A 21,269-nucleotide genomic window follows, 5' to 3' on the forward strand; every position below is an offset into this window, starting at 1 on the left:
GGGGTGCGGGGGCGCGAGTCCAGCCCTTTGCGGGGGGCCGGGGGAGTGGTGCGGGGAATGGTGGGCAGATTGCCCACCCTACGCCTATCTGAGCGCCCTGCCCTTCAGGATGGCGTCCTTACCAAAGCGGGCGCGGATAGAATCGGTGGCCCGCTCGGCCTCGGCGCGCTTTCCGGCGTCCGGGTCCAGCAGGTCGCCCGAGAGGTCTGCCGCCGCCTCTGGCGCGAGGTCAGACAAACCCACACCGATGAGGCGGAAGGGGCCGCTGTTGCCTGCTTGGTCAAAGAGGTCGCGGGCGGTGCGGTAGAGGCGATCGGCGATTTGCGTGGGCTCGCGCAGGGTGGTGCGGCGGGTGAGCAGCTTGAACTTGGCGGTCTTGAGCTTGAGCGTCACCGTGCGGCCCGAAAGCTCCTTGGCCTTGGCGCGGGCCGAGACCTTCTCGGAGAGCCGCCAGATGTGGCCGTCGAGAATGTCAGTGCTGGCGGTGTCTTCAAAGAAGGTGGTCTCGTTGCTGATCGACTTGAGGGCCGAGTCGCGGCTCACCCGGCGCTTGTCTTGCCCGCGTGCAAGGTGCCAGAGGCGGGCGCCGGAGGCCCCGAACCGCGCCGCCAGTTCCTTCTGCTCCCAGCGGCGGAGGTCAGCAAAGGTGCGGATGCCCGCGCCCTCCAGCGACGCCTGAGAGGCCTGACCAACGCCCCAGATCATCCGCACCGGCTTGTCGCGCAAGAAGTCTTCGGTTTCCGCCGCGCCGATCACTGAAAAGCCCTGCGGTTTGTCGAGATCCGAGGCGATCTTGGCGAGAAACTTGTTGTGGCTGAGGCCGATAGAGCCTGTCACCCCCAGTTCAGCCTTCATCCGCTTCACCAGCCGGGCCAGCATGACGGCGGGCGGGTGGCCGTGGAGCCGCTCGGTGCCGGTGAGGTCGATGAAGGCCTCATCCAGCGATAGCGGCTCGATGGACGGGGTCAGCTCTTCCATCAGGGCGCGGATGGCGCGGGACACCTCGACATAGGCCTCCATCCGAGGCTTCACCACCACCGCCTCGGGGCAGAGCTTGAGCGCCTGAAACATCGGCATCGCCGAGCGCACGCCCTTGATGCGGGCGATGTAGCAGGCCGTCGATACCACCCCGCGCCGCCCGCCGCCGATGATCACCGGCTTGGCGGCCAGCTCCGGATTGTCGCGCTTTTCGACCGAGGCATAGAAGGCATCGCAATCCATATGGGCGATGGAGAGCGAAAACAGCTCGGGGTGGGCCGCAACGCGGGGCGAGCGGCAGGCGGGGCAACGTGTGCCGGAATCGAAGGTTTCTAGGCAGTCGCGGCAGAGGGCGGGCATGGTTTGTGGCACTCGTCAGGCGGGCGCATGGTAGCGCCATGGCGGCGCGTGTCCAAGCGGTCACGGTCGCGCTTCGGGCGAGGGGGTGATTCGGAAAACACTTCAAAATGTCATGTGACGTGCCCATATGTGGAGTGGCAGGGGCAGTTATTTACAGGATTTGGGTATGAACTTCATGGATTTTCTTCCGGGCGTAAGCGGTGGCGCAGTGGTCGTCGGCCTGCTGGCGCTGTTTGTCATCATCTCGATCTTTCTGGGTGTGCGGATCGTTCCGCAGTCGGAGAAATACGTGGTGGAGCGCTTCGGGCGGCTGAAAAGCGTGCTTGGCCCGGGCATCAACCTGATCGTGCCGTTCATCGACCGGGTGCGCCACAAGGTGAGCATCCTTGAGCGGCAGCTTCCGAACTCCAGCCAGGACGCGATCACGGCCGACAACGTGATGGTGCAGGTGGAGACCAGCGTGTTCTACCGCATCCTCTCGCCTGAGAAGACCGTCTATCGGATCCGCGATGTGGATGGCGCCATTGCCACGACCGTCGCCGGTATCGTGCGTTCGGAGATCGGCAAGATGGAGCTGGACGAGGTGCAGAGCAACCGTTCGGCGCTGATCTCGTCGATGAAGGCGCTGGTCGAGAGCGCGGTGGATGACTGGGGCATCGAAGTGACCCGGGCCGAGATCCTCGACGTGAACCTCGACGAGGCGACCCGCGCCGCGATGCTCCAGCAGTTGAACGCCGAGCGTGCACGCCGTGCGCAGGTGACAGAGGCCGAGGGCCGCCGCCGCGCGGTGGAGCTTGCTGCCGACGCCGACCTTTATGCCGCCGAGCAAACCGCCAAGGCCCGCCGCGTGCAGGCCGACGCCGAAGCCTATGCAACCGGCGTGGTGGCTGCAGCCATTCAGGACAACGGCATCGAGGCAGCACAATACCAGATTGCGCTGAAGCAGGTCGAAAGCCTGAACAAGCTGGGCGAGGGTGACGGCAAACAGACGATCATCGTGCCCGCAGATGCCATGGAATCCTTCGGCAACGCCTTCAAGATGCTCGGGGGGATCGGCAAATGACCGAGCTCTTCACCACGTGGTGGGCTTGGCTCGCGCTGGCGGTGGTGCTGGCGATCCTCGAGCTGTTTGCCCCCGGATTCATCTTCGTGGGCTTCGCCATCGGCGCGGCGCTGGTTGGCATCTTGCTGGCAATGGGCCTAACCTTCGGCGGCAGCCTTGCGTGGGTGCTGCTGGTCTTTGCGGTGATCTCGGTCGTGGCCTGGGTGATTTGTTACAAGACCTTCGGCGCCAAGGGCCGGCAGGTGCAAACCTTTGATGAAGACATCAACGAGGGCTGAGGCAGAGGCTCAGGCCTTGCCAAGCGGCCTGTGACCAATCCTAATATCTGAAGGGGCCGGCGAGCGACTCGCCGGCCCCTTCAATTTTGATTAGCGAGTGGGAGGGATGCATGGCAGACCTTGAATACAACGGCACGATTCTTAACTGGGCCAAGAACGGTGCAAAGAAGTACCCGGCCTCCAGCGGTATGGATCAGGGCACCAATAACTCCGGCAACGTTGTCGACCTTCGAGTTGCCAAATACCAGACAGTGGCAGGGATGGGGCCGGTGCCGGAAGGTCAATACTTCATCCACCTCAAGCTGAACGGTGCCGCCAACGTGGTGAACAAGTATACCGATCCCCCGACAGAGGCGAGTTGTTCGATTGCGGCGAGCAAATCAGGCGGGGTCGAGAAGATTCCGACGCAAGGGCCGGGTGAATGCGCTCTCTATCAATACCCCGGTTGGGGGAAGAACCGCATTCGGATGTTCAAGGGGCCGGGCAATAGAACGGCACGAAGCAACTTCTATCTGCACGATTCAACCAAGGGCTACTCCCATGGCTGCATCGAGGTGGATGGCCAGTTTTTCGTAGATCTGAAGGCCTATATCGCCAGCCATGAAGACGATGTTCTGACGGTGAAAGTGGCCTACCCCGGGGCGGAAGCCAGCACCAACGGGGGCACCAAGAAATGAGGCGGCTCGTCGGCGCACTCATTGGCGCCCTTACCCTGGTTGGGCCGGTGCAAGGTGCCTCATTGGAGGTGGTTGGGCCGAGCACATCCTGCAATGGGCTGCTTTCGATCATCCGGGCTGAGCAGCAGGAGGGAGGCCTGCGCGCGGAGGTTACGATACGGCGGGCAGGGCCGCCTGACGGCGAGGTTTCGCGCTGTGTACACCCCTATAACCGGGTAATGCTACTCCGCGAGCCTCAGGCCCCAAGCGGCGGCGCGCGACACCCGGCAAACCCGGAGTGGATGCGGCGACTGGAGCTGATTGGCTTTGGAGCTTACATCTTCGAAGCAGAGGGCAAGCTGGAGCCGATCCGGTTTTCGGCGTCAGTGGAAGGGGACGGGCAGTATGTGCTGCTGTGGTATCTCGATCAGGGGCACCAACCGGTTTCTGCCCTGAAGGACGACGCGCCTTTTCGGCTACTGCCCGAACCGATGCCGATGAAAATGCCTATCACCGCCGCAGAGATCTTCAGAGCGATGGAGTAGCCCAGAGCGAGGGCGCGCTCAGAGACGTGCAGGGGCCGCGTGCGGGTGGCCCTTTTGCGGCTCAGGCCTCTTCGCGGGCGTCATAGGCTTGGCGGCAGTCGTTGATCTCTGGCTGATGCACCACCGCCCAGTCGCGCAGCCCTTCCAGCGCCGATTGCAGCGAACGGCCCAGTGGGGTGAGCGCGTATTCCACCGAGGGCGGCGAGCAGGGCAGCACCGTGCGGCTAACCAGCCCGTCGCGCTCAAGGTTGCGCAGGGTGACAGTGAGCATCCGCCGCGACACACCGTCAATCACCCGCGCCAGCGCGTTGAAGCGGCAGGGGCCACTGAGCAGCTCCAGCATGACCAAGAGCGACCACGCATCGCCGATCCGGTCGAGCACATCGCGCATGGGGCAGGCATAGGTGATGCGGCGGCGGGCTTGCATGTTCATGGCGAAGGCTCCTTGGGCGGTTACATCTGGGTAACCATGTGACGAGAGAATGCCTCTCCCCCAGCGCGGTTATGGTCCGTAAGTAGGTTATCAATAGTAACTTATCGCGGAGCAAGACAGATGAACATCCTTTTGATTGGCGCAAGCGGCATGATCGGCAGCCGTATTCTGGCCGAAGCAGCGGGCCGCGGGCATGTGGTGCGCGCGGCCAGCCGGACACCCGGCAAGATCGCCCTGCCGGAGGCTTCAGAGGCGGTGGCACTTGATGTGACAGACGGTCAGGCGGTGGCCAAGGCCGCGGAAGGGATGGATGTGATCGTCACCTCCGTCAGCCCGCGCAGCACCGGAGATGCCGTGGCCGAGATGGCGGCGATCGGGGCGGGCGTTGTGGCCGGGGCCAAAGCCGCCGGCACGCCGCTGCTGGTGGTCGGCGGCGCAGGCACGCTGAACCTGCCCGATGGCTCGCCGCTGCTGCCAAACCTGCCGCCCGAAATCCTGCCCGAGGCCACCGGCATGAAGGCCTTCAAGGAGACCCTGCCCGAGAGTGGCGTGGAGTGGACCTTCTTCGCCCCTGCCGCAATGATCGAGCCGGGCGAGCGTACAGGCAAGTTCCGCATCGGCGGCGATGTGCTGCTGAGCGATGCCGAGGGCGAGAGCCGGATCAGCGCCGAAGATTACGCCGTGGCGCTGGTCGATGAGCTGGAAGCGCCCAAGCACCGTGGCGGAGTGTTTACCATCGCATACTAGCGGGGCCGCTCATCCACCCTGCGCGGTGTCTTCGCGCGGGGCCGGTCAGGGCAGCTCAGAGATGATGGCGCGGGCGGCCCCATCGGGGTTGTCCGCCTGCCACACCGGGCGGCCGACAACGATATGGTCGGCCCCCTGTTCCACCGCAAAGGCGGGGGTGGCGATGCGCTTCTGGTCGCCCTTCGCCGCGCCCGCGGGGCGCACGCCGGGGGTGACGATGAGCTTGCCTTCGGCCTCCGGCAACGCCCGGATCATCCCGGCCTCATGGGGCGAGGCAATCACCCCGTCGGCCCCGGCCTCGAAGGCCTTGGCGGCGCGCTCGGTGACGATCTCGGAAATGTCGCCAGCGCGGATCAGCCCGGCATCCAGATCGGCACGGTCCAGCGAGGTCAGGATGGTGACGCCGAGGATCTTCAGATCGCTGCCGCCCTTGCCCTCCTGCGCCGCCCGCACCACATGCGGGTCGCCGTGGACGGTGAGGAAATCGAGCTCGAACTGGGCAATCCCGCGCACCGCGGCCTCTACCGTTGCGCCGATGTCGAAGAGCTTCATGTCGAGGAAGATGCGCTTGCCGTGTTCCTGCTTGAGCTCATTGGCCAGCGCCATGCCGCCGCCGCAAAGCATCCCCAGCCCGATCTTGTAGAAGCTCACCGCCGCATCCAGCTTCTCGGCCAGCGCCAGCCCCTGCACCGCATTGGGCACATCGAGGGCAACGATCAGCCGGTCATCCGGCAGGCGATTGTGGGCGATGGATGCATCGGCGGTGGCAGTCTGCATGGCGGCGGGCCTCCTGAAAGATGTTTCCCTTCCCTAAGCCCTGCCCCAGCGCCACGCAAGCCGCAGAGGCCAAGGGCCGACGTGGTGCACCCACGCCCGCAGCCCGCCTGCGCGGCGGCGCGGGGGGAGCGGGCGGGCGTGCCGGTGCGCAGGCGGCCCGCGCGCTCAGCTCTCGCGGAAGGCCTTGTTGAAGTAATCCGTCAGCGGCTTGACCAGATAGGCGAGCGGCGTGCGGTCATCGGTGCGGATATAGCTATCGACCGGCATCCCGGGAATGATCGCCTTATCCGCCAGCTTGCCGATCTCGCCTTCATTCAGCCGAATCTCGGCGCGATAATAGGTGATCTGGCTGCGCTCATCGGTGAAGGCATCGGCAGACACCTGCACCACCTGCCCAAGCAGCTCGGGCGTGGTGCGGCTGTCGAAGGCCGGAAAGCGAAGCACCACGGGCTGGCCTGCAAAGACCTGATCCACATGGATCGGCTCAACCCGCGCGGCAATTACCAGCGGCCTGTCTTGCGGCACGAGGAACAGCACCGGATCGGCCGGGCGCACCACCGAGCGGGGCGTGTTGACCGTGAGGCCATAGACGATGCCCGACACCGGGGCGCGAATATCGAGCCGCGAGAGCCGCACTGTCAGCGCCTGCCGCCGCTCGATCAGCTCGCCCTCCTGCGCGGTGACGTCGCGCAATTGGGTGATGGCCTCCTCGCGGCGCGCCGTGCCCAGCTTGAGAATTTCGATCTCGATCTCGGTGATCTTGCCCTCGGCCTCGGCCCGCTGCGCCGTCAGCCGCCCGATCTCGCCCGCCAGCCGGGCCTGCTCGCGCTCCAGCGTCAGCACCTTGTCATAGCTGACCAGCCCACGCTCGAAGAGGCCGCGCTGCGTTTCCAGCTCGGTTTCGATCAGCTCCAGCTGGCGGGCGAGCGAGGCGCTTTGGGCGTCGATCCCCTCCACCTGATTGTCGATCTGGCCCTTCCGGCGGGCCAGTTGCTCGGCCTCCCGCGACATCGACTCATTGCGCGCGGTGAAGAGGCGGGACTGGCCCTCCACCATCTCGGCCACATCGGGCCAGCCCTCGGCACGGTCGAGCAGCTCTTGCGAAAATTCGATGCGCTCGGCCTCGTCACGCTCGGCCCGCAGGCGGGCGGCGCGGGCCATGATCTCGAACAGCTGGCCTTCGACAATGGCCAATTCGGAGGCGAGCTCGGAGGCATCAAGGCGGATCAGCACATCACCCGCCTCCACGCTGGCCCCCTCGGCCACCAGCACCTCATCCACCACGCCGCCATCGGGGTGCTGCACCACCTGCCGGTTCTGCTCCACCTCGACCTGACCGGAGGCAACGATGGCGCCCGAGATATTGGCCAACGTCGCCCAGGTGCCAAAGCCGCCCAGAAGCAGCACCAGCGCAAAGAAGCCAAGCAGCAGCGGGCGGCGGGCCGAGAGGTTCATGACACGCCTCCCTGCCCACCGGCCCGGGCGATTTCGGCGTGGTTCTTGACCATCTGCTTGAGCACCTCGTCACGCGGGCCAAAAGCTTTGCGCATGCCGCCGTCGAGCACCATCAGCAGATCGCATTCCTGAATCGCGGCGGGGCGGTGGGCCATGATCAGCACCGATTTCTGATCCGCCTTCATCGCCTTGATCGCCCGGTTCAGCGCCTCGGAGCCCGCGTTGTCGAGGTTGGAGTTCGGCTCGTCCAGCACAAGGATCACCGGATCGCCATAGAGTGCGCGGGCCAGCCCGATGCGCTGGATCTGCCCGCCCGAGAGCCGCCCGCCCGCTGCCGCAACCGGCGTGTCGTAGCCGTCGGGCAGCTTGAGAATCATCTCATGCGCCGCTGCCTTCTTGGCAGCGGCCACCACCGCCTCGGCATCCGGCTGGGGGGCGAGGCGGGCGATGTTTTCGGCAATGGTGCCATCAAACAGGGTCACGCGCTGGGGCAGGTAGCCGATGTAGCGGCCAAGAGTATCCGGATCATACTGGTCGAGCGCGGCCCCATCGAGGCGGATGCGCCCGCCTGCGGTGGGCCATGTGCCGGTGAGGGCGCGGGCCAGCGTGCTTTTGCCCGCACCGGAAGGGCCGATGACGCCCATCGCCTGCCCGGGCGCGAGGTGGAAGGAGATCATCCGCAAAGAGGCCTGGCTTTCGCCCGGGGGCACCACGGTGGCCTGGCTCACGTCGAGCACGGCGCGGGGCGCGGGCAGCTCGGTGCGGGGCTTTTCGGCGGGCACGGCGGAGAGCAGGCGGCCCAGCGATTGCCAGCCCTTCGAGGCACGGCTGACCAGCTCCCACTGGCCAATAAGCAGCTCCACCGGCGCAAGCGCGCGGCCCAGCAGGATGGAGCCCGCAATCATCGCGCCGCCCGTCAACTCGCCCTGAAGCACCAGCCAGGCCCCCAGCGCCAGCATTGCCGATTGCAGAAAGAGCCGCAGCGCCTTGGTGGTGGTGCCATAGCCCCCTGCCCTGTCGGCGGCGGCAAGCGCACGGGTTGCCGACTTGGCCCTTGCGCCCTGCCAGCGAGCAAAGGTGGCCCCGCGCATCCCGAGAGACTGGATCGTCTCGGCCTCGCTGCGCATCTGGTCGGCCATCCGCTCGGTGCGTTCGCGCAGCGCGGCGGCCTCCTGCGAGGGCCGTTTTGTGCGGCTCTGGTTGAGCAGGGCCACAGCCACAAGCACCGCGCCACCGCCCAGCGCGAGCACGCCGAGCAGCGGGTGAAAGATGAAGATCGCCGCCAGAAAGAGCGGCGTCCACGGCACATCAAAGAACGCGAGCAAGGCGGGCGAGCCCATGAAGCGATGCACCGAATCAAGATCGCGCAGACCCGATGCCGCCAGATCATTGCCGGGGCTCTTGCCCTCTGCGGCGAGCACGGCGGCAAACACCCGGCCCTCCATCTCGGCCTGAAACCGCGCCGCCGCCCGCGCCATGACCCGGCCCCGCGCGTAATCGAGCAGGCCCATCATCAGGAAGAGGAAGGCCACCAACACGAAGAGTGCCACCAGCGTTTCTTCGGAGCGCGAGCCAAGCACACGGTCGTAGACCTGCAGCATGAACAGCGGGCCGGTGAGCATCAGCAGGTTGACGAAGATCGAAAAGGTGAAGGCCGAGCCGGAGAGGCCGCGCGCGCTGGCACGGGCTGCCCGAAGCTCCGCAAGCCCCTTGGCCGTGTCGGACATGCGCATATCCGCCGCTCTCCTTATCCTGCCCGTTTTACCGCCTCGGGGGTCTGCCACCTTCCGCCGGTTGTGACCAGCGGCTGCGGCGGCTATTCTGCCCCAAAGACGCGGGCACTGCGTGGCCCGCCCACCATGCGCGCCAAGATACGAAGAACTGGTTGAGAATTCCATTGATTCATCACATCCCCCCTCGCACCCGCGGTGCCGCCCTGCTGCTTGCCTTCGCCACGTTGATGGCCGGATGCAGCGCCAACACCTCGGGCGAGGCCATCCATGACCCCTACGAGGCGCAAAACCGCAAGGTACACGCCTTCAACAAGCGGGTCGACAGCGCCATGGGCGGCGGCAAAGGCGGCGGGGTGGGCAAAGCCATTCCCAAGCCGGTCACGCAGGGCCTCTCGAATTTCTCCAGCAACATCAGCCAACCCAGCTACATGATGAACCACCTGTTGCAGGGCAACATGGAAAGCGCGATGCGCAACTTCTGGCGTGCGGCGGTCAATACCACGGTGGGCATCGGCGGGCTGTTCGACCCGGCCACCAAGATCGGACTCTACGACGATTCGACCGATTTCGGCGTGACGCTGGCGAAGGCGGGCATTCAGGAAGGGGCCTACATCGAGCTGCCCATCCTCGGCCCCTCGACAGAGCGCGACCTTGCCGGCAAGGTCTTTGACTCGCTGCTGAACCCGCTTCAGGGCGTGATCAAGGTGGAAGACCAGAGGAAAATTACCGTCATCAAGGTGATGTCACGCGCCGGTGACCGGGCAAAGTATTCGGAAACCGTCGATTCTGTTCTATATGACAGTGCAGACAGCTACGCGCAGATGCGGATCATCTACCTGCAAAACCGCAGGGGCGAGACCGGAGACACGGCGGCTGCAGAAGCAGAGGCAGATGAGGTTTACGATTCCTATGAAGACTTTTACGGCGGCCAGTGACACTGGCAATCTGACCCGGCGGAACGTTCTGACGGGAGCGGCGGCGCTGACGGCATCCGCACTGGCCCTGCCTCGCGGTGCAATGGCCCTTTCGTCCGGTGCATCGCAGCAGCTTGTGACCGCGGCGGTGAATGACATCAACAAGGTGATCGCCTCGGGCAAATCCGAGCGCGCGATGTATGGCGACTTTCAGCGTATCTTCGTGCGCTACTCCGACCTCAACTACATCTCGTTCTACTCGCTCGGCTCTGCAGCACGCGGGGCCTCCAAGGCGCAGATGCGGGCCTACACACAGGCCTTCTCGGGTTACGTCTCGCGCAAATACGGGCGGCGCTTCCGCGAGTTCATCGGCGGCAAGATCGAGGTAAAGGGCGCACGGTCGGTCAAGAACTGGATCGAGGTGGATACGGTTGCCATCCTGCGCGGCAGCGCCCCCTTCGATGTGACCTTCTTCGTCAGCGACAAGAGCGGGAAGCACAAGTTCTTCAACCTCTTCATCGCCGATGTGAACATGCTGCTCACCGAGCGCACCGAGATCGGCGCGATGCTTGATCGGCGCGGTGGCAACATCGACGCGCTGATTCAGGATCTCAAGCGCGCGTGAGCAGGGCGCGCCTCCTCACCTTGGCTCTGGCCTGCGCCGCCACCCCGGTGTTGGCGCTTGAGGTGGAGGGCCGCTACCGGGCCAGCCCGGAGGCGGATTGCGAGGCCGGGGACGGGGCCGAGGGGTTCCTGCGGATTGAAGACGGCGTGTTTCACGGCCTCAGCGGCACCTGCAAGATGCGGAACCCGGTGAACGTGCGCGATATGAACGCCCAACTCTTCGACATGGAGTGCGAGGGGGCCAACCCCAACTTTCAGTGGACCGAGCGCGCTCTGTTCATGGAAGGGGCCGAGGGCGGGCTGATACTGGCGTGGAACGGCTATGCCTTCCGCTACGAGCGCTGCCCGGTGCCAACGCCTGAGCCCGAGGCCACCGCGACAGAGGCCGCCGCCGACTGAGGCGCGGCGAGGCGTCACCAACGCCTGCCCGCCCCGCTGCTGCCGTCAGTTGCGGCAGCCCAGTAGCCCGCACAGCACGTTTTCCAGCACCCGCTCGGCCACATCGCCGTTCTGGCGCCGCCGTTGCTGGCGCTCCTGGCGCTCGGCTTCGCGCTCGGCCTGACGGCGGGCACGTTCTGCCGCGCGGCGTTCGGCCTCGGTCTGCTCGCGCGCGGTTTGCTGGGGCGGCTCTGTCTGGCTCACCTGCGGCTGCCTGCGCTGGGGCACCAGCATCGGCAGCTCTTTCACCGGCTGGCCTTCGTTCACACGCACCATGACCTCGCGCCAGATATCTGCCGGAAGCCCGCCGCCGGTCACGCCGGTGAGCGGGGTGTTGTCGTCATACCCCATCCAGACGCCCACCACGTAATCGGCGGTGAACCCCAGAAACCACGCATCCCGCGCGGAGTTGGTGGTGCCGGTCTTGCCTGCCGCCGGGCGGCCGATGTTGGCGCGGCGGCCTGTGCCCTGCTCGATGGTCTGGCTCATCATGTAAATGAGGTAGCGCGCGGCCTCTTCGGTGATCACGCGCTCACCCAGCCCGCCGCCCTGCCCCATCAGCGGCTCGTCATCGCCCTTCAGGCGCAGCTCAAGGATGCCATAGGGGCTGACGGAGGTGCCGCCGTTGAGGATGCCGGCATAGGCGCCGCTCATCTCCAGCAGGGACGATTCGGAGGCGCCCAGCGCCAGCGCCGGGCCAGCGGCCAGATCGCTCTCGATCCCGAAATCCTCGGCAATGTTGCGCACGTTCTCGCGGCCCACGGCCTCAGAGACCTTCACGGCGGGGATATTGTAGCTATGCGCCAGCGCCTCGGTCAGCGTCACACGGCCATGAAACTTTCGGTCGTAATTCTTGGGGCTGTAGGGGCCGGAGCCGGGCACGTTGATGGTGAGCGGCTCATCCACCACCGTTGCATTGGGCGTGTAGCCCAGATCAAGCGCGGCGGCATAGACGAAGGGCTTGAAGGAGGAGCCGGTTTGCCGCTTGGCCATGGTGGCGCGGTTGAACGCGCCGGTCACCTTGGTTTGCCGCCCGCCAACCATGGCGCGCACCGCGCCATCGGCGCTCATCACCACGATGGCAGCCTGCGCGGCGGAGCCTTCCTTTACCTTGGTGGCAAAGATCTCCTTCATCGCCTCTTCGGCGGCCTTCTGGATGCGCTGATCGAGCGTGGTTTTCAGCACCACGTCCTCGGTGGTGTCCTTGGTCAAAAAGTCGGGGCCGGTGTCCATCACCCAATCGGCAAAGTAGCCGCCAGCGCGGGCCTGCGCGGCCTGAGAGAGCGTGGCCGGGTTGTTGGTGTACTGCTCGCGCTCGGCCATGGTGATGTAGCCCTGCTCCTGCATCAGCTTGAGCACGGTGGCCGCACGGGCCTGGCTGCGCTCAAGGTCGGAGGTGGGGGCATAACGGGTGGGGGCCACGAGAAGGCCCGCCAGCATCGCCGCCTGCGCCGGGTTCAGATCCTTGGCGGCAATGCCGAAGTAGCGCTGTGAGGCGGCGGCAAACCCGCGCGAGGAGGCCCCGAGATAGGCGCGGTTGAGGTAGATCGCCAGCACCTCATCCTTGGTGTAGCGGGTCTCCAGCGCCATCGAGTAGATCATTTCCTTGATCTTGCGCCACAGCGTGGTTTCGCGGCAGTCCGACTCATAGGCCGCCTCACTCTCCCACGCGGCCTCGTCATAGGGGATGCCGAGGCAGAGCAGCTTGGCGGTTTGCTGGGTCAGCGTGGAGCCGCCGTGGCCGGAAAGCGGGCCGCGCCCTTCGGAGAGGTTGATCTTGATCGCAGAGGCAATGCCGCGCGGGCTGACACCGAAGTGGCGGTAGAAACGCTTGTCTTCGGTGGCCACCACGGCGTTTTTGAGATGGGGCGAGATTTTTTCGACAGTCACCGGGCCGCCGTAGGTTTCGCCGCGCCACGCATAAACCGCGCCGTCGCGGTCCAGCATGGTGACGGAGCCGCGCGTGCGGGCATCAAGCAGGGCCGTCACATCCTCGGGCAGCGTGGTGTAGAAATAGGCCACCGCCCCGGCGACGATCAGCGCCACAACCGCGCCCATCCGCCATGTCACGCCCCAGATGATCCGCATGAAGAATCGGATGATCCGCGCCGCCCAGCCCAAAGGCCCCTTGGGCACAGGCCGCTTGGCACGCGGAGCGCGCTTCTTCTTCGGGGGTTTCGCCTTCTTGGGCGCCGCCTTCTTTGCCGGAGCCGCGCTCGAAAAGCGCTTCTCCGCCACCAGGGGCGTCTTCTTTCGTCCATTGCCGCTCATGCGTGCCTCGCTCGCATTTTTCCGCGCAGCATAGAGGTGGGGGCTGGAAAAGGGGAGACAAGACCGTGCGAGAAACGTGATTTTTCAGAGCGCCTAATTTCTGAGCATGTCGCCCATTTTGTGCAAAAATTGTGCAACTGCCTGCTGAATCCGCAGGTGGAGCGGGCTGCGTTCGCTTGAAGCCGGGGGTGCAACGGGCTGTGACTGACGCCGTGAACCCGCCGGGGCTGCGCCTGGCACAATGGAAGGGGACAACTGTGAAACTCATAATTGCAGCAATCAAGCCGTTCAAGCTGGAGGAGGTTCGCGAAGCGCTGACCACCATCGGCGTGCGCGGCATGATGGTGACCGAGATCAAGGGCTTCGGCTCCCAGTCGGGCCACACGGAAATCTATCGCGGTGCCGAATACGCCGTGAACTTCGTGCCAAAGGTCAAACTCGAAATCGTCGTTTCGGCCGCGATGGCCGATCAGGTGGTGGAAACGATCCAGACCACTGCGAAGACCGACAAGATCGGCGACGGCAAGATCTTCGTTCTGGATGTCAACCAGGCCGTGCGCGTGCGCACCGGCGAAATCAACGACGAAGCGCTTTGAGCGCGGACAGTTAGGGGACTCTGAAAAGATGCAATTCCGCAAATATATCCCGGCCGCCGCGGCCCTGACGGCAGCGGTTGCGCTGCCCGCCATGGGTCTTGCGCAGGAGGCCGAAGCCGACATGACGCCGCCGAACGGCGAAATCGGCTATATCTTCACCACCTTCATGTTCCTGGTCACCGGCTTTCTGGTGTTCTGGATGGCAGCGGGCTTCTCGATGCTCGAGGCCGGCCTCGTGCGCCAGAAGAACGTGACCATGCAGCTGACCAAGAACATGGCGCTCTTCTCGATCGCCTCGCTCGCCTACTACCTCGTCGGCTACAACCTGATGTATCCGGGCGATGGCTGGATCTCCGAGGGCTACCTCGGTGCCTTCGGCCCTGCCGTGCTTGAAGCCGTTGGCCTTGCAGACACCGAAACAGACCTGACCTATGCTTCCGTCGGTTCCGACTTCTTCTTCCAGCTGATGTTCTGCGCCACCACCGCCTCGATCGTTTCGGGCACCCTGGCCGAGCGCATCAAGCTGTGGCCCTTCCTGATCTTCGTGATCCTGCTGACGGCGTTCATCTACCCGATCCAGGCTTCCTGGAAATGGGGCGGCGGCTTCCTGGCACCCGGTGCCGAGGGTGTGACCGACTTCCTCGACTTCGCCGGTTCGACGGTGGTGCACTCCACCGGTGGCTGGGCCGCCCTTGCTGGTGCGCTCATCCTCGGCCCGCGTCTTGGCAAGTACAAGGACGGCCGCGTGCATCCGATGCCCGGTTCCAACCTGACCCTCGCCACGCTGGGTACGTTCATCCTGTGGCTTGGCTGGTTTGGCTTCAACGGCGGCTCGCAGCTGTACATGGATACCGCTGGCAACGTGGCTGACATCAGCCGGATCTTCGCCAACACCAACACGGCGGCTGCCGGTGGTGCCCTCGCGGCGCTGGTGCTGACCCAGATCCTCTACAAGAAGGTCGACCTGACGATGGTGCTCAACGGCGCGCTCGCAGGCCTCGTCTCGATCACTGCCGAACCGCTGACCCCCGGTCTGGGCGCGGCGACGCTGATCGGTGCCGTGGGCGGTGTGATCGTGGTCTTCGCAGTGCCGTTCCTCGACAAGCTGAAGATCGACGACGTTGTGGGCGCCATCCCGGTGCACCTCTTCGCCGGCATCTGGGGCACGCTCGCGGTGTGCATCACCAACGGCGACGCGTCGCTTGCAGTGCAGATCAAGGCCATCGTGATCGTGGGCATCTTCGTCTTCGTGGTCAGCGGCGTGATCTGGTTCATCCTGAAGGCGATCATGGGCATCCGCGCTTCGGAGGAAGACGAGATCGCCGGTCTCGACACCACCGAGCTGGGCATGGAAGCCTATCCGGAATTCGCCAAAGGCTGACCTCCCCTTCCGGGACAGTCTAAAAACGGCCCCGGGCGTGAAAGCGCCCGGGGTTTTTCTTTGACCAAGCGGGAGAGCGACGGCAGCTCTTCAGCCCGCGCAGGGGCCTCATCGCATCTGCGAGGCGGGGGAATTGGCGTGAAGCAGGCTGCTCCTCAGCCCAGCGCGGCCTGCACCGGCATCAGCGGCTGGCGCCCGGCCTCGGTCAGCAGCGCCACCTCCAGCCGCTCGCCCTCGATCACCACCGCCGAGAGCGGCCCGCCAAAGGCTGCCGCGCTGTCGATGTTGAGCCGGTTGCCATAGTGGGTGGCCGCGGCAACCGGGCTGTGGCCATGCACGATGAGCCGCCCGTGGTCGCGCGGATCCGACAGAAAGGGCTCGCGAATCCAAACCAGATCATCCTCGGTCTGCGCGGCGAAGGGCACACCGGGGCGCACACCAGCATGAACGAAGAAGAGCCCCGGCAGGGTGTGGTGCGTGGCCATGCCGTCGAGCAGGGACACATGGGCCTCGGGCACTGCGGCGCGGGCATCGTCATGGATCGCCTCCTTGCCGCGCGCCGGGTCGGTATCCACCCCGTAGCTCTCCAGCGTGTTGCGCCCGCCGATATTGGGCTGAAGCCAGTGCAGATCGGGGCGGGACGGGTCGCGCAGGCGGTCGGGCTCCAGAAAGCGGCGCATCATCCTGTCGTGGTTTCCCTTAAGAACGATCCAGGGCTGCCCGGCGGCCATGCCCTCGGCAAGGTAGCCAAGCACGCCCGACGAATCAGGGCCACGGTCCACCAGATCGCCAACATGGACGACCACGGCATCAGGGTCTTTCACCCGCGCCTTATCCTCTTCGATGAAGGCATGAACGCTCTTCAGCTTGTCGAGGTGACCATGAATATCCCCAATCGCATAAACGCGCATACCACTTTGACCTTTCACAGAATTTCGGGTGCCAGCATCCCCCCTGCGCGCGAGATATCATGGCAGGGGGGCGGGTCAACCACCCGGGCGGGATATTGCCGCGCCCCGCTCACGCAAAAGGGGCGGCCCCGGCTCACCGGCACCGCCCCTTCATTGCTCTGTTCAAACGTCAGGCGACGTCGAATTGCAGCGGCTTGATCGACTGGAACAGGTTGGTCTCTGCCAGCTTGCCCAGCACGTCATCGGGCACACGGTCATCGACATAGAGCAGCGCGATGGCATCGGTGCCCACCGAGGAGCGGCCAAGCGTGAAGTTGGCGATGTTGACGCCATTGGTGCCCAGCGTCTGCCCCAGCGTGCCGATGATGCCCGGCACGTCCTTGTTGGTGGTGTAGAGCATGTGCTCACCGATCTCGGCGTCGATGTTGATGCCCTTGATCTGGATGAACCGCGGCTTGCCATCCGAGAAGACCGTGCCCGCAATAGAGCGCTCGCGCTTGTCTGTCACCACCGTCACCTTGATGTAGCCATCAAAAGCGCCGGACTTGTCTTGGTTGGTGGTGGAGATCTGCACGCCGCGCTCCTTGGCGATGACCGGGGCGCTGACGAGGTTCACATCGGGGTTGGCCTTTTTCATGATACCGGCCACCACCGAGCAGTTCAGCGCGGGCAGGTTCATCTTGGAAACGACACCATCGTAAAGGATGTTGATCGCCTTGATCGGCTCGTCGGTCATTTGGCCGATGAAGCTGCCGAGATGGTCGGCCAGCTTGACCCAGGGCCCCATCACCTTGGCCTCTTCGGCGGTCATGGAGGGCATGTTGAGCGCGTTTTCCACCGCGCCGTCGAGCAGGTAGTTCGACATCTGCTCGGCCACCTGCAGCGCCACGTTTTCTTGCGCTTCCGAGGTGGAGGCGCCGAGGTGCGGCGTGCAGACCACGTTGGGCAGGTTGAAGAGCACGTTCTCGGTGGCCGGCTCTTCGGCAAACACGTCGAGCGCGGCCCCGGCGACATGGCCGGATTTCAGCAGTTCGGCCAGCGCGGCCTCGTCGATCAGCCCGCCACGAGCGCAGTTGATGATGCGCACGCCCTTCTTGGTCTTGGCGAGGTTCTCGGCCGAGAGGATGTTGCGGGTCTGGTCGGTGAGCGGCACGTGCAGGGTGATGAAATCGGCCTTGGCGAGCAGATCATCAAGCTCCACCTTCTGCACGCCCATCTTGTCGGCCTTCTCCTGGCTGAGGAAGGGATCGTAGGCGGCGACCTTCATGTGCAGCCCGCGAGCACGGTCACACACGATGCCGCCGATGTTGCCTGCGCCGATGACGCCCAGCGTCTTGCCGGTGAGCTCGACGCCCATGAACTTGGATTTCTCCCATTTGCCCGCATGGGTGGATTGCGAGGCTTCGGGAAGTTGCCGGGCCACGGCGAACATCAGCGCAATGGCGTGCTCGGCGGTGGTGATCATGTTGCCAAAGGGCGTGTTCATCACGATCACGCCCTTCTTGGAGGCTGCTTCCTTGTCGACGTTGTCTGTGCCGATCCCGGCACGGCCAACGACCTTGAGGTTGGTCGCGTTCTCCAGCAGCTTGGCGGTGACCTTGGTGGCGGAGCGGATGGCGAGGCCATCATACTGGCCGATCACCTCGGCGAGCTTTTCCTTGTCTTTGCCCAGCTCGGGCATGAAATCGACGTCGATGCCGCGATCACGGAAGATCTGAACGGCGGTTTCCGAGAGTTTGTCGGAGACGAGAACTTTGGGGGCCATGGGTTTGGTCCTGTCATGTAAATTGGATAGGGGGGAGGTGGGCAGATTGCCCACCCTACAGGGCGCGCCCACCACCTAGGGTGGGCAATTTGCCCACCTATGCGGTTTCGGCGAGGGCCTCGATCTCGGCTTCAAAGGCCCATTCGAGCCAGGGCAGCATCGCCTCGATATCGGAGGTTTCCACCGTGCCGCCGCACCAGATGCGCAGGCCCGCAGGGGCATCACGATAGGCGCCAACGTCGAGCGCCACGTTCTCGTCGGCCAGCCGCTTGGCGACGGCCTTGGCGAATGCGGCGCCATCGGTGATGCGGGCGTCGGTGAACTTCAGGCACACGCTCGTGTTGGAGCGCGTGGCCGGGTCGGTGGCGAGGTTGGCGATCCAGTCGCGGGCCTCGCAGAAGTCGAAAATCGCCTGCGCATTGGCATCAGCCCGGGCGATGAGGCCCTTCAGGCCGCCCACCGATTTGGCCCAGTCGAGCGCCACGAGATAATCTTCCACGGCCAGCATGGAGGGGGTGTTGATGGTTTCTCCCCGGAAGATCCCGTCGATCAGCTTGCCGCCCTTGGTCAGGCGGAAGATCTTGGGCAGCGGCCATGCGGGGGTGTAGCTTTCGAGCCGTTCCACGGCGCGGGGGCTCAGGATCAGCATCCCGTGAGCCGCCTCGCCGCCCAGCACCTTCTGCCAGGAGAAGGTAGTGACATCGAGCTTGTCCCACGGCAGGTCCATCGCGAAGGCGGCGGAGGTGGCATCACAAATCGTCAGCCCCGCACGATCCGCCGGGATCGCATCGCCATTCGGCAGGCGCACGCCAGAGGTGGTGCCATTCCATGTGAAGGTCACGTCAGTATCGAAGTCCACTTCAGCGAAATCGACAATCTCGCCATACTCGGCGGTCTTCACATCAGCGTCGATCTTGAGCTGCTTGACCACATCGGTCACCCAGCCTGCGCCGAAGCTCTCCCATGCAACCATGGTGGCCTTGCGCTCGCCCAGCAGGTTCCACATCGCCATTTCCACCGCGCCGGTGTCAGAGGCCGGGACGATGCCGATCTTGTAGTCGGCGGGAATGCCAAGGATCTCGCGGGTGGTCTCGATCGCGGCCTTCAGCTTTTCCTTGCCAACGGCAGCACGGTGCGAGCGGCCAAGGGCGGCATCCGCCAGCTTCTCGAGCGAAAAAACGGGGGGTTTGGCACAGGGGCCGGACGAAAAACGCGGGTTAGCCGGCCGCGTGGCCGGAGCTTCGATAGCCATTGCTGGTATCCTTCCAGATATATGCCTCTCGTTGGGGAGAGGTGTCCCGCCGCCGGAGATAGTGGGGTGCAGGCCGGGCTGCAACCGGGAAAATGGCGCGGATACGACGGAAGGGCAGGCAAAAACGGCGGCGGGCGTTCCGATAGGAAACCGGGCTCAATCGAGCGGCAGGGCCTCGAGCGTGTTTTTCAGCAGGCGGGCGCTGCGGGCGAGGTCGGCGGTTTCCTGTGGCGAAAGCTCGGGCGGCAGATCGGCCAGCACGCCCGCAGCCCCGATCAGGCGCGGCAACGAAAGTGGCACCTCCTGCACCCCGGCAACATGGGGCGTGAGGATGGAGACGGAATGCACCGAAGCCTCGTCACCGCCCACCGCCTCTACCAGCCGCGCCAGCCCTGCGCCGATGCCATACCACGTGGCACCCTTGCCCTCGATGATGGTGTAAGCCGCGCGGCGCACGCCATCGTCAATCCGGTCGCGCGCCTCCGCGCCCAGCGGTTTGCCAACCTGAGCCGCCACCTCCTCCAGCGGTAGCGCGCCGACGCGGGCCGAGGACCATGCCAGCACCTCGCTGTCACCATGCTCGCCCAGCACATAGGCATGCACCGAGCGCGGATCGACGCCCAGCGCCGCGCCGAGCAAGTGGCGAAAGCGGGCGGTGTCGAGGATGGTGCCGGAGCCGATGACCCGTGCGGGCGGCAGGCCGGAGAGGCGGGTGGTGATGCCCGTCATCACATCCACCGGGTTGGAGGCAATCAGCAGCAGCGCGCCCGGCGCATGGCGGGTGAGCCCCTCAAGTACCTCGCGGAACACCGCGGCGTTGCGGGTGAGCAGATCGAGCCGCGACTCGCCGGGCTTTTGCGCCACCCCTGCGGCGATAATCACCACATCGGCCCCGGTGAGCTCTTCATAGCCCCCCGCCTCGATGGCGCAGGCGGCGGCAAAGGGCATGGCGTGGGCGATGTCTTCCGCCTGAGCGCGGGCAAGCGCGGGGTTGGCATCCACCAGCACGATATGGCGCGCGCAGCCCATCAACCCGCAGGCATAGGCCGCCGCGCTTCCAACCATTCCGGCACCCACGATTCCAAGTTTCATCACGCACTCCATTGCTGATTCCCGCAAAGGTAGAGTGTCGCGCCTGCGCGCGGACGGAAACCGGGGCACTGGCCAAGCCCCCCTGCCATCTGTTCTATGGCGCGCGAATCGACACTTCGGAGCCCGATTGATGCATATCGTGACCCTCATTGCCCGCCCCGGCGGGCTGGAGCCCGCCGCCGCCGAAGCCCTGCGCAACGCATGGGGCGGCGAAAGCCTGCAATGGCTCGCGCCCGACGAGGCGGCGGGGTTCGCCGTGGCACAGGTGCCGGGCAATCGCTGGGATATCTGGGCGGACATGCAGGCACTTGGCGTCGATATGGCGGTGCAGCCCGCCGAGGGCCGCCGCAAAAAGATGCTGCTGGCGGATATGGACAGCACGATGATCCGGCAGGAATGCATCGACGAGCTGGCCGAAGAGGCGGGCGTGGGCGCGCGGGTAAAGGAAATCACCGCGCGGGCAATGAACGGCGAGCTGGATTTCGAGGGTGCCCTGCGCGAGCGGGTGGCGCTGCTGGAGGGGCTGCCCGAAAGCATCATCGCCAAGGTTCTGGACGAGCGGATCGAACTGATGCCGGGCGGCGCGGCGCTGCTGGCGACGATGAAGGCGAACGGGGCCTATTGCGCGCTGGTGTCGGGCGGGTTCACCGCCTTCACAGCGCGGGTGGCCGAGCTGCTGGGCTTCGATGAGAACCGGGCGAACACCCTGCTGATGGAGGGCGGCACGCTTTCGGGCAAGGTGGCCGATCCGATCCTCGGGAAAGCGGCCAAGGTGCAGGCGCTGGAAGAGATCACCGCGCGACTTGGGATCGCCGAGGCCGAGGTGATGGCCGTAGGCGACGGGGCGAATGACCTTGGCATGCTGGGCCGCGCGGGCGCGGGCGTGGCGCTGCACGCCAAGCCGGTGGTGGCCGCCGAATGCGAGCTGCGCATCAACCACGGTGACCTGACGGCGCTGCTCTACCTTCAAGGCTACGCCAAGTCCGAGTTCGCGGGCTGA

21 protein-coding genes are annotated in these 21,269 nt (G+C 65.2%); 11 read left to right on the top strand and 10 right to left on the bottom strand.

Translation table 11 applies throughout. From position 1 onward, the window contains the following. Nucleotides 1-84 precede the first annotated feature (84 nt). Complete coding sequence (locus tag ACXAG6_RS01110) at nt 85-1,338, bottom strand: DNA polymerase IV (protein ID WP_475334166.1); 1,254 nt, start codon at nt 1,336-1,338, stop codon at nt 85-87. 166 nt (nt 1,339-1,504) lie between these two features. Between ACXAG6_RS01110 and ACXAG6_RS01115 the strand changes: the two genes are divergently transcribed. The 4 genes from ACXAG6_RS01115 to ACXAG6_RS01130 all read left to right on the top strand — a co-directional run bounded on the left by ACXAG6_RS01115 (nt 1,505) and on the right by ACXAG6_RS01130 (nt 3,880). Then, nucleotides 1,505-2,401 carry an SPFH domain-containing protein gene (locus ACXAG6_RS01115; protein ID WP_475334169.1) on the top strand — a complete coding sequence of 299 codons (897 nt, stop codon included), beginning with the start codon at nt 1,505-1,507 and terminating at the stop codon, nt 2,399-2,401. Beyond that, the gene (locus tag ACXAG6_RS01120; RefSeq protein WP_475334172.1) at nt 2,398-2,679 is read left to right on the top strand and encodes an NfeD family protein; all 282 of its coding nucleotides are present in this window, start codon (nt 2,398-2,400) and stop codon (nt 2,677-2,679) included. Before ACXAG6_RS01115 ends, ACXAG6_RS01120 begins: the two co-directional genes overlap by 4 nt. A gap of 110 nt (nt 2,680-2,789) precedes the next feature. Next, complete coding sequence (locus ACXAG6_RS01125; RefSeq protein ID WP_475334175.1) at nt 2,790-3,356, top strand: hypothetical protein; 567 nt, start codon at nt 2,790-2,792, stop codon at nt 3,354-3,356. A 218-nt stretch (nt 3,357-3,574) separates the two neighbouring features. Further along, the gene (locus tag ACXAG6_RS01130) at nt 3,575-3,880 is read left to right on the top strand and encodes a hypothetical protein (protein WP_475334178.1); all 306 of its coding nucleotides are present in this window, start codon (nt 3,575-3,577) and stop codon (nt 3,878-3,880) included. A 61-nt stretch (nt 3,881-3,941) separates the two neighbouring features. Here the strand turns inward: ACXAG6_RS01130 and ACXAG6_RS01135 are convergent, their stop codons facing one another. Continuing rightward, complete coding sequence (locus tag ACXAG6_RS01135; RefSeq protein WP_475334181.1) at nt 3,942-4,313, bottom strand: winged helix-turn-helix transcriptional regulator; 372 nt, start codon at nt 4,311-4,313, stop codon at nt 3,942-3,944. Between the two features lie 120 nt (nt 4,314-4,433). On the opposite strand from ACXAG6_RS01135, the gene ACXAG6_RS01140 reads away from it, so the two are divergent. Beyond that, entirely contained in the window at nt 4,434-5,060 is a 627-nt protein-coding gene (locus ACXAG6_RS01140; protein WP_475334182.1) for an NAD(P)-dependent oxidoreductase, read from the top strand. Nucleotides 5,061-5,105: 45 nt separating this feature from the next. Here the strand turns inward: ACXAG6_RS01140 and pyrF are convergent, their stop codons facing one another. The 3 genes from pyrF to ACXAG6_RS01155 form a co-directional block, all read right to left on the bottom strand. After that, the gene (pyrF, locus tag ACXAG6_RS01145) at nt 5,106-5,837 is read right to left on the bottom strand and encodes an orotidine-5'-phosphate decarboxylase (RefSeq protein WP_475334184.1); all 732 of its coding nucleotides are present in this window, start codon (nt 5,835-5,837) and stop codon (nt 5,106-5,108) included. A 165-nt stretch (nt 5,838-6,002) separates the two neighbouring features. Then, nucleotides 6,003-7,292 carry an HlyD family type I secretion periplasmic adaptor subunit gene (locus tag ACXAG6_RS01150; RefSeq protein ID WP_475334187.1) on the bottom strand — a complete coding sequence of 430 codons (1,290 nt, stop codon included), beginning with the start codon at nt 7,290-7,292 and terminating at the stop codon, nt 6,003-6,005. After that, nucleotides 7,289-9,025, bottom strand: a complete 1,737-nt coding sequence (locus ACXAG6_RS01155) for a type I secretion system permease/ATPase (RefSeq protein WP_475334189.1) — start codon at nt 9,023-9,025, stop codon at nt 7,289-7,291. The genes ACXAG6_RS01150 and ACXAG6_RS01155 overlap by 4 nt, the downstream gene beginning before the upstream one ends. Before the next feature lie 227 nt (nt 9,026-9,252). Here ACXAG6_RS01155 and ACXAG6_RS01160 point away from each other — a divergent pair, with 227 nt between their 5' ends. From ACXAG6_RS01160 to ACXAG6_RS01170, 3 genes are read left to right on the top strand one after another with little or no spacing between them, the layout of a single operon-like run. Next, nucleotides 9,253-9,960: an MlaA family lipoprotein gene (locus ACXAG6_RS01160; protein WP_475334192.1), complete on the top strand. Its 708-nt coding sequence runs from the start codon at nt 9,253-9,255 to the stop codon at nt 9,958-9,960. Then, nucleotides 9,935-10,564 carry an MlaC/ttg2D family ABC transporter substrate-binding protein gene (locus ACXAG6_RS01165; RefSeq protein WP_475334194.1) on the top strand — a complete coding sequence of 210 codons (630 nt, stop codon included), beginning with the start codon at nt 9,935-9,937 and terminating at the stop codon, nt 10,562-10,564. The genes ACXAG6_RS01160 and ACXAG6_RS01165 overlap by 26 nt, the downstream gene beginning before the upstream one ends. Further along, nucleotides 10,561-10,962, top strand: coding sequence for a hypothetical protein (locus ACXAG6_RS01170; RefSeq protein WP_475334196.1), 402 nt, complete (start codon nt 10,561-10,563; stop codon nt 10,960-10,962). Before ACXAG6_RS01165 ends, ACXAG6_RS01170 begins: the two co-directional genes overlap by 4 nt. Nucleotides 10,963-11,007: 45 nt before the next feature. Here ACXAG6_RS01170 and ACXAG6_RS01175 read toward each other — a convergent pair whose 3' ends face one another. Then, a complete protein-coding gene (locus ACXAG6_RS01175) occupies nt 11,008-13,272 on the bottom strand; it encodes a transglycosylase domain-containing protein (RefSeq protein WP_475334198.1) in 2,265 nt (754 codons plus the stop codon). A gap of 257 nt (nt 13,273-13,529) precedes the next feature. Between ACXAG6_RS01175 and ACXAG6_RS01180 the strand changes: the two genes are divergently transcribed. Together ACXAG6_RS01180 and ACXAG6_RS01185 are read left to right on the top strand one after the other, a co-directional pair. Then, complete coding sequence (locus tag ACXAG6_RS01180) at nt 13,530-13,868, top strand: P-II family nitrogen regulator (protein ID WP_140015917.1); 339 nt, start codon at nt 13,530-13,532, stop codon at nt 13,866-13,868. A gap of 28 nt (nt 13,869-13,896) precedes the next feature. Then, the gene (locus tag ACXAG6_RS01185) at nt 13,897-15,249 is read left to right on the top strand and encodes an ammonium transporter (protein ID WP_475334201.1); all 1,353 of its coding nucleotides are present in this window, start codon (nt 13,897-13,899) and stop codon (nt 15,247-15,249) included. A gap of 155 nt (nt 15,250-15,404) precedes the next feature. On the opposite strand, the gene ACXAG6_RS01190 is transcribed toward ACXAG6_RS01185, so the two are convergent. From ACXAG6_RS01190 to ACXAG6_RS01205, 4 genes are all read right to left on the bottom strand, one after another. Beyond that, on the bottom strand, nt 15,405-16,160 hold the full coding sequence (locus tag ACXAG6_RS01190; protein ID WP_475334204.1) for a metallophosphoesterase: 756 nt from the start codon (nt 16,158-16,160) through the stop codon (nt 15,405-15,407). 169 nt (nt 16,161-16,329) lie between these two features. Next, nucleotides 16,330-17,925 (bottom strand): phosphoglycerate dehydrogenase, encoded by a 1,596-nt coding sequence (gene serA / locus ACXAG6_RS01195; RefSeq protein ID WP_475334207.1) that lies wholly within the window; start codon nt 17,923-17,925, stop codon nt 16,330-16,332. Nucleotides 17,926-18,022: 97 nt separating this feature from the next. Next, nucleotides 18,023-19,177 (bottom strand): phosphoserine transaminase, encoded by a 1,155-nt coding sequence (locus tag ACXAG6_RS01200; protein WP_475334210.1) that lies wholly within the window; start codon nt 19,175-19,177, stop codon nt 18,023-18,025. A 156-nt stretch (nt 19,178-19,333) separates the two neighbouring features. After that, entirely contained in the window at nt 19,334-20,269 is a 936-nt protein-coding gene (locus ACXAG6_RS01205) for an L-lactate dehydrogenase (protein WP_475334213.1), read from the bottom strand. 130 nt (nt 20,270-20,399) lie between these two features. On the opposite strand from ACXAG6_RS01205, the gene serB reads away from it, so the two are divergent. Beyond that, nucleotides 20,400-21,269: a phosphoserine phosphatase SerB gene (serB, locus tag ACXAG6_RS01210; protein WP_475334215.1), complete on the top strand. Its 870-nt coding sequence runs from the start codon at nt 20,400-20,402 to the stop codon at nt 21,267-21,269.

It is taken from the genome of Vannielia sp. ABF1_015, assembly GCF_056160745.1.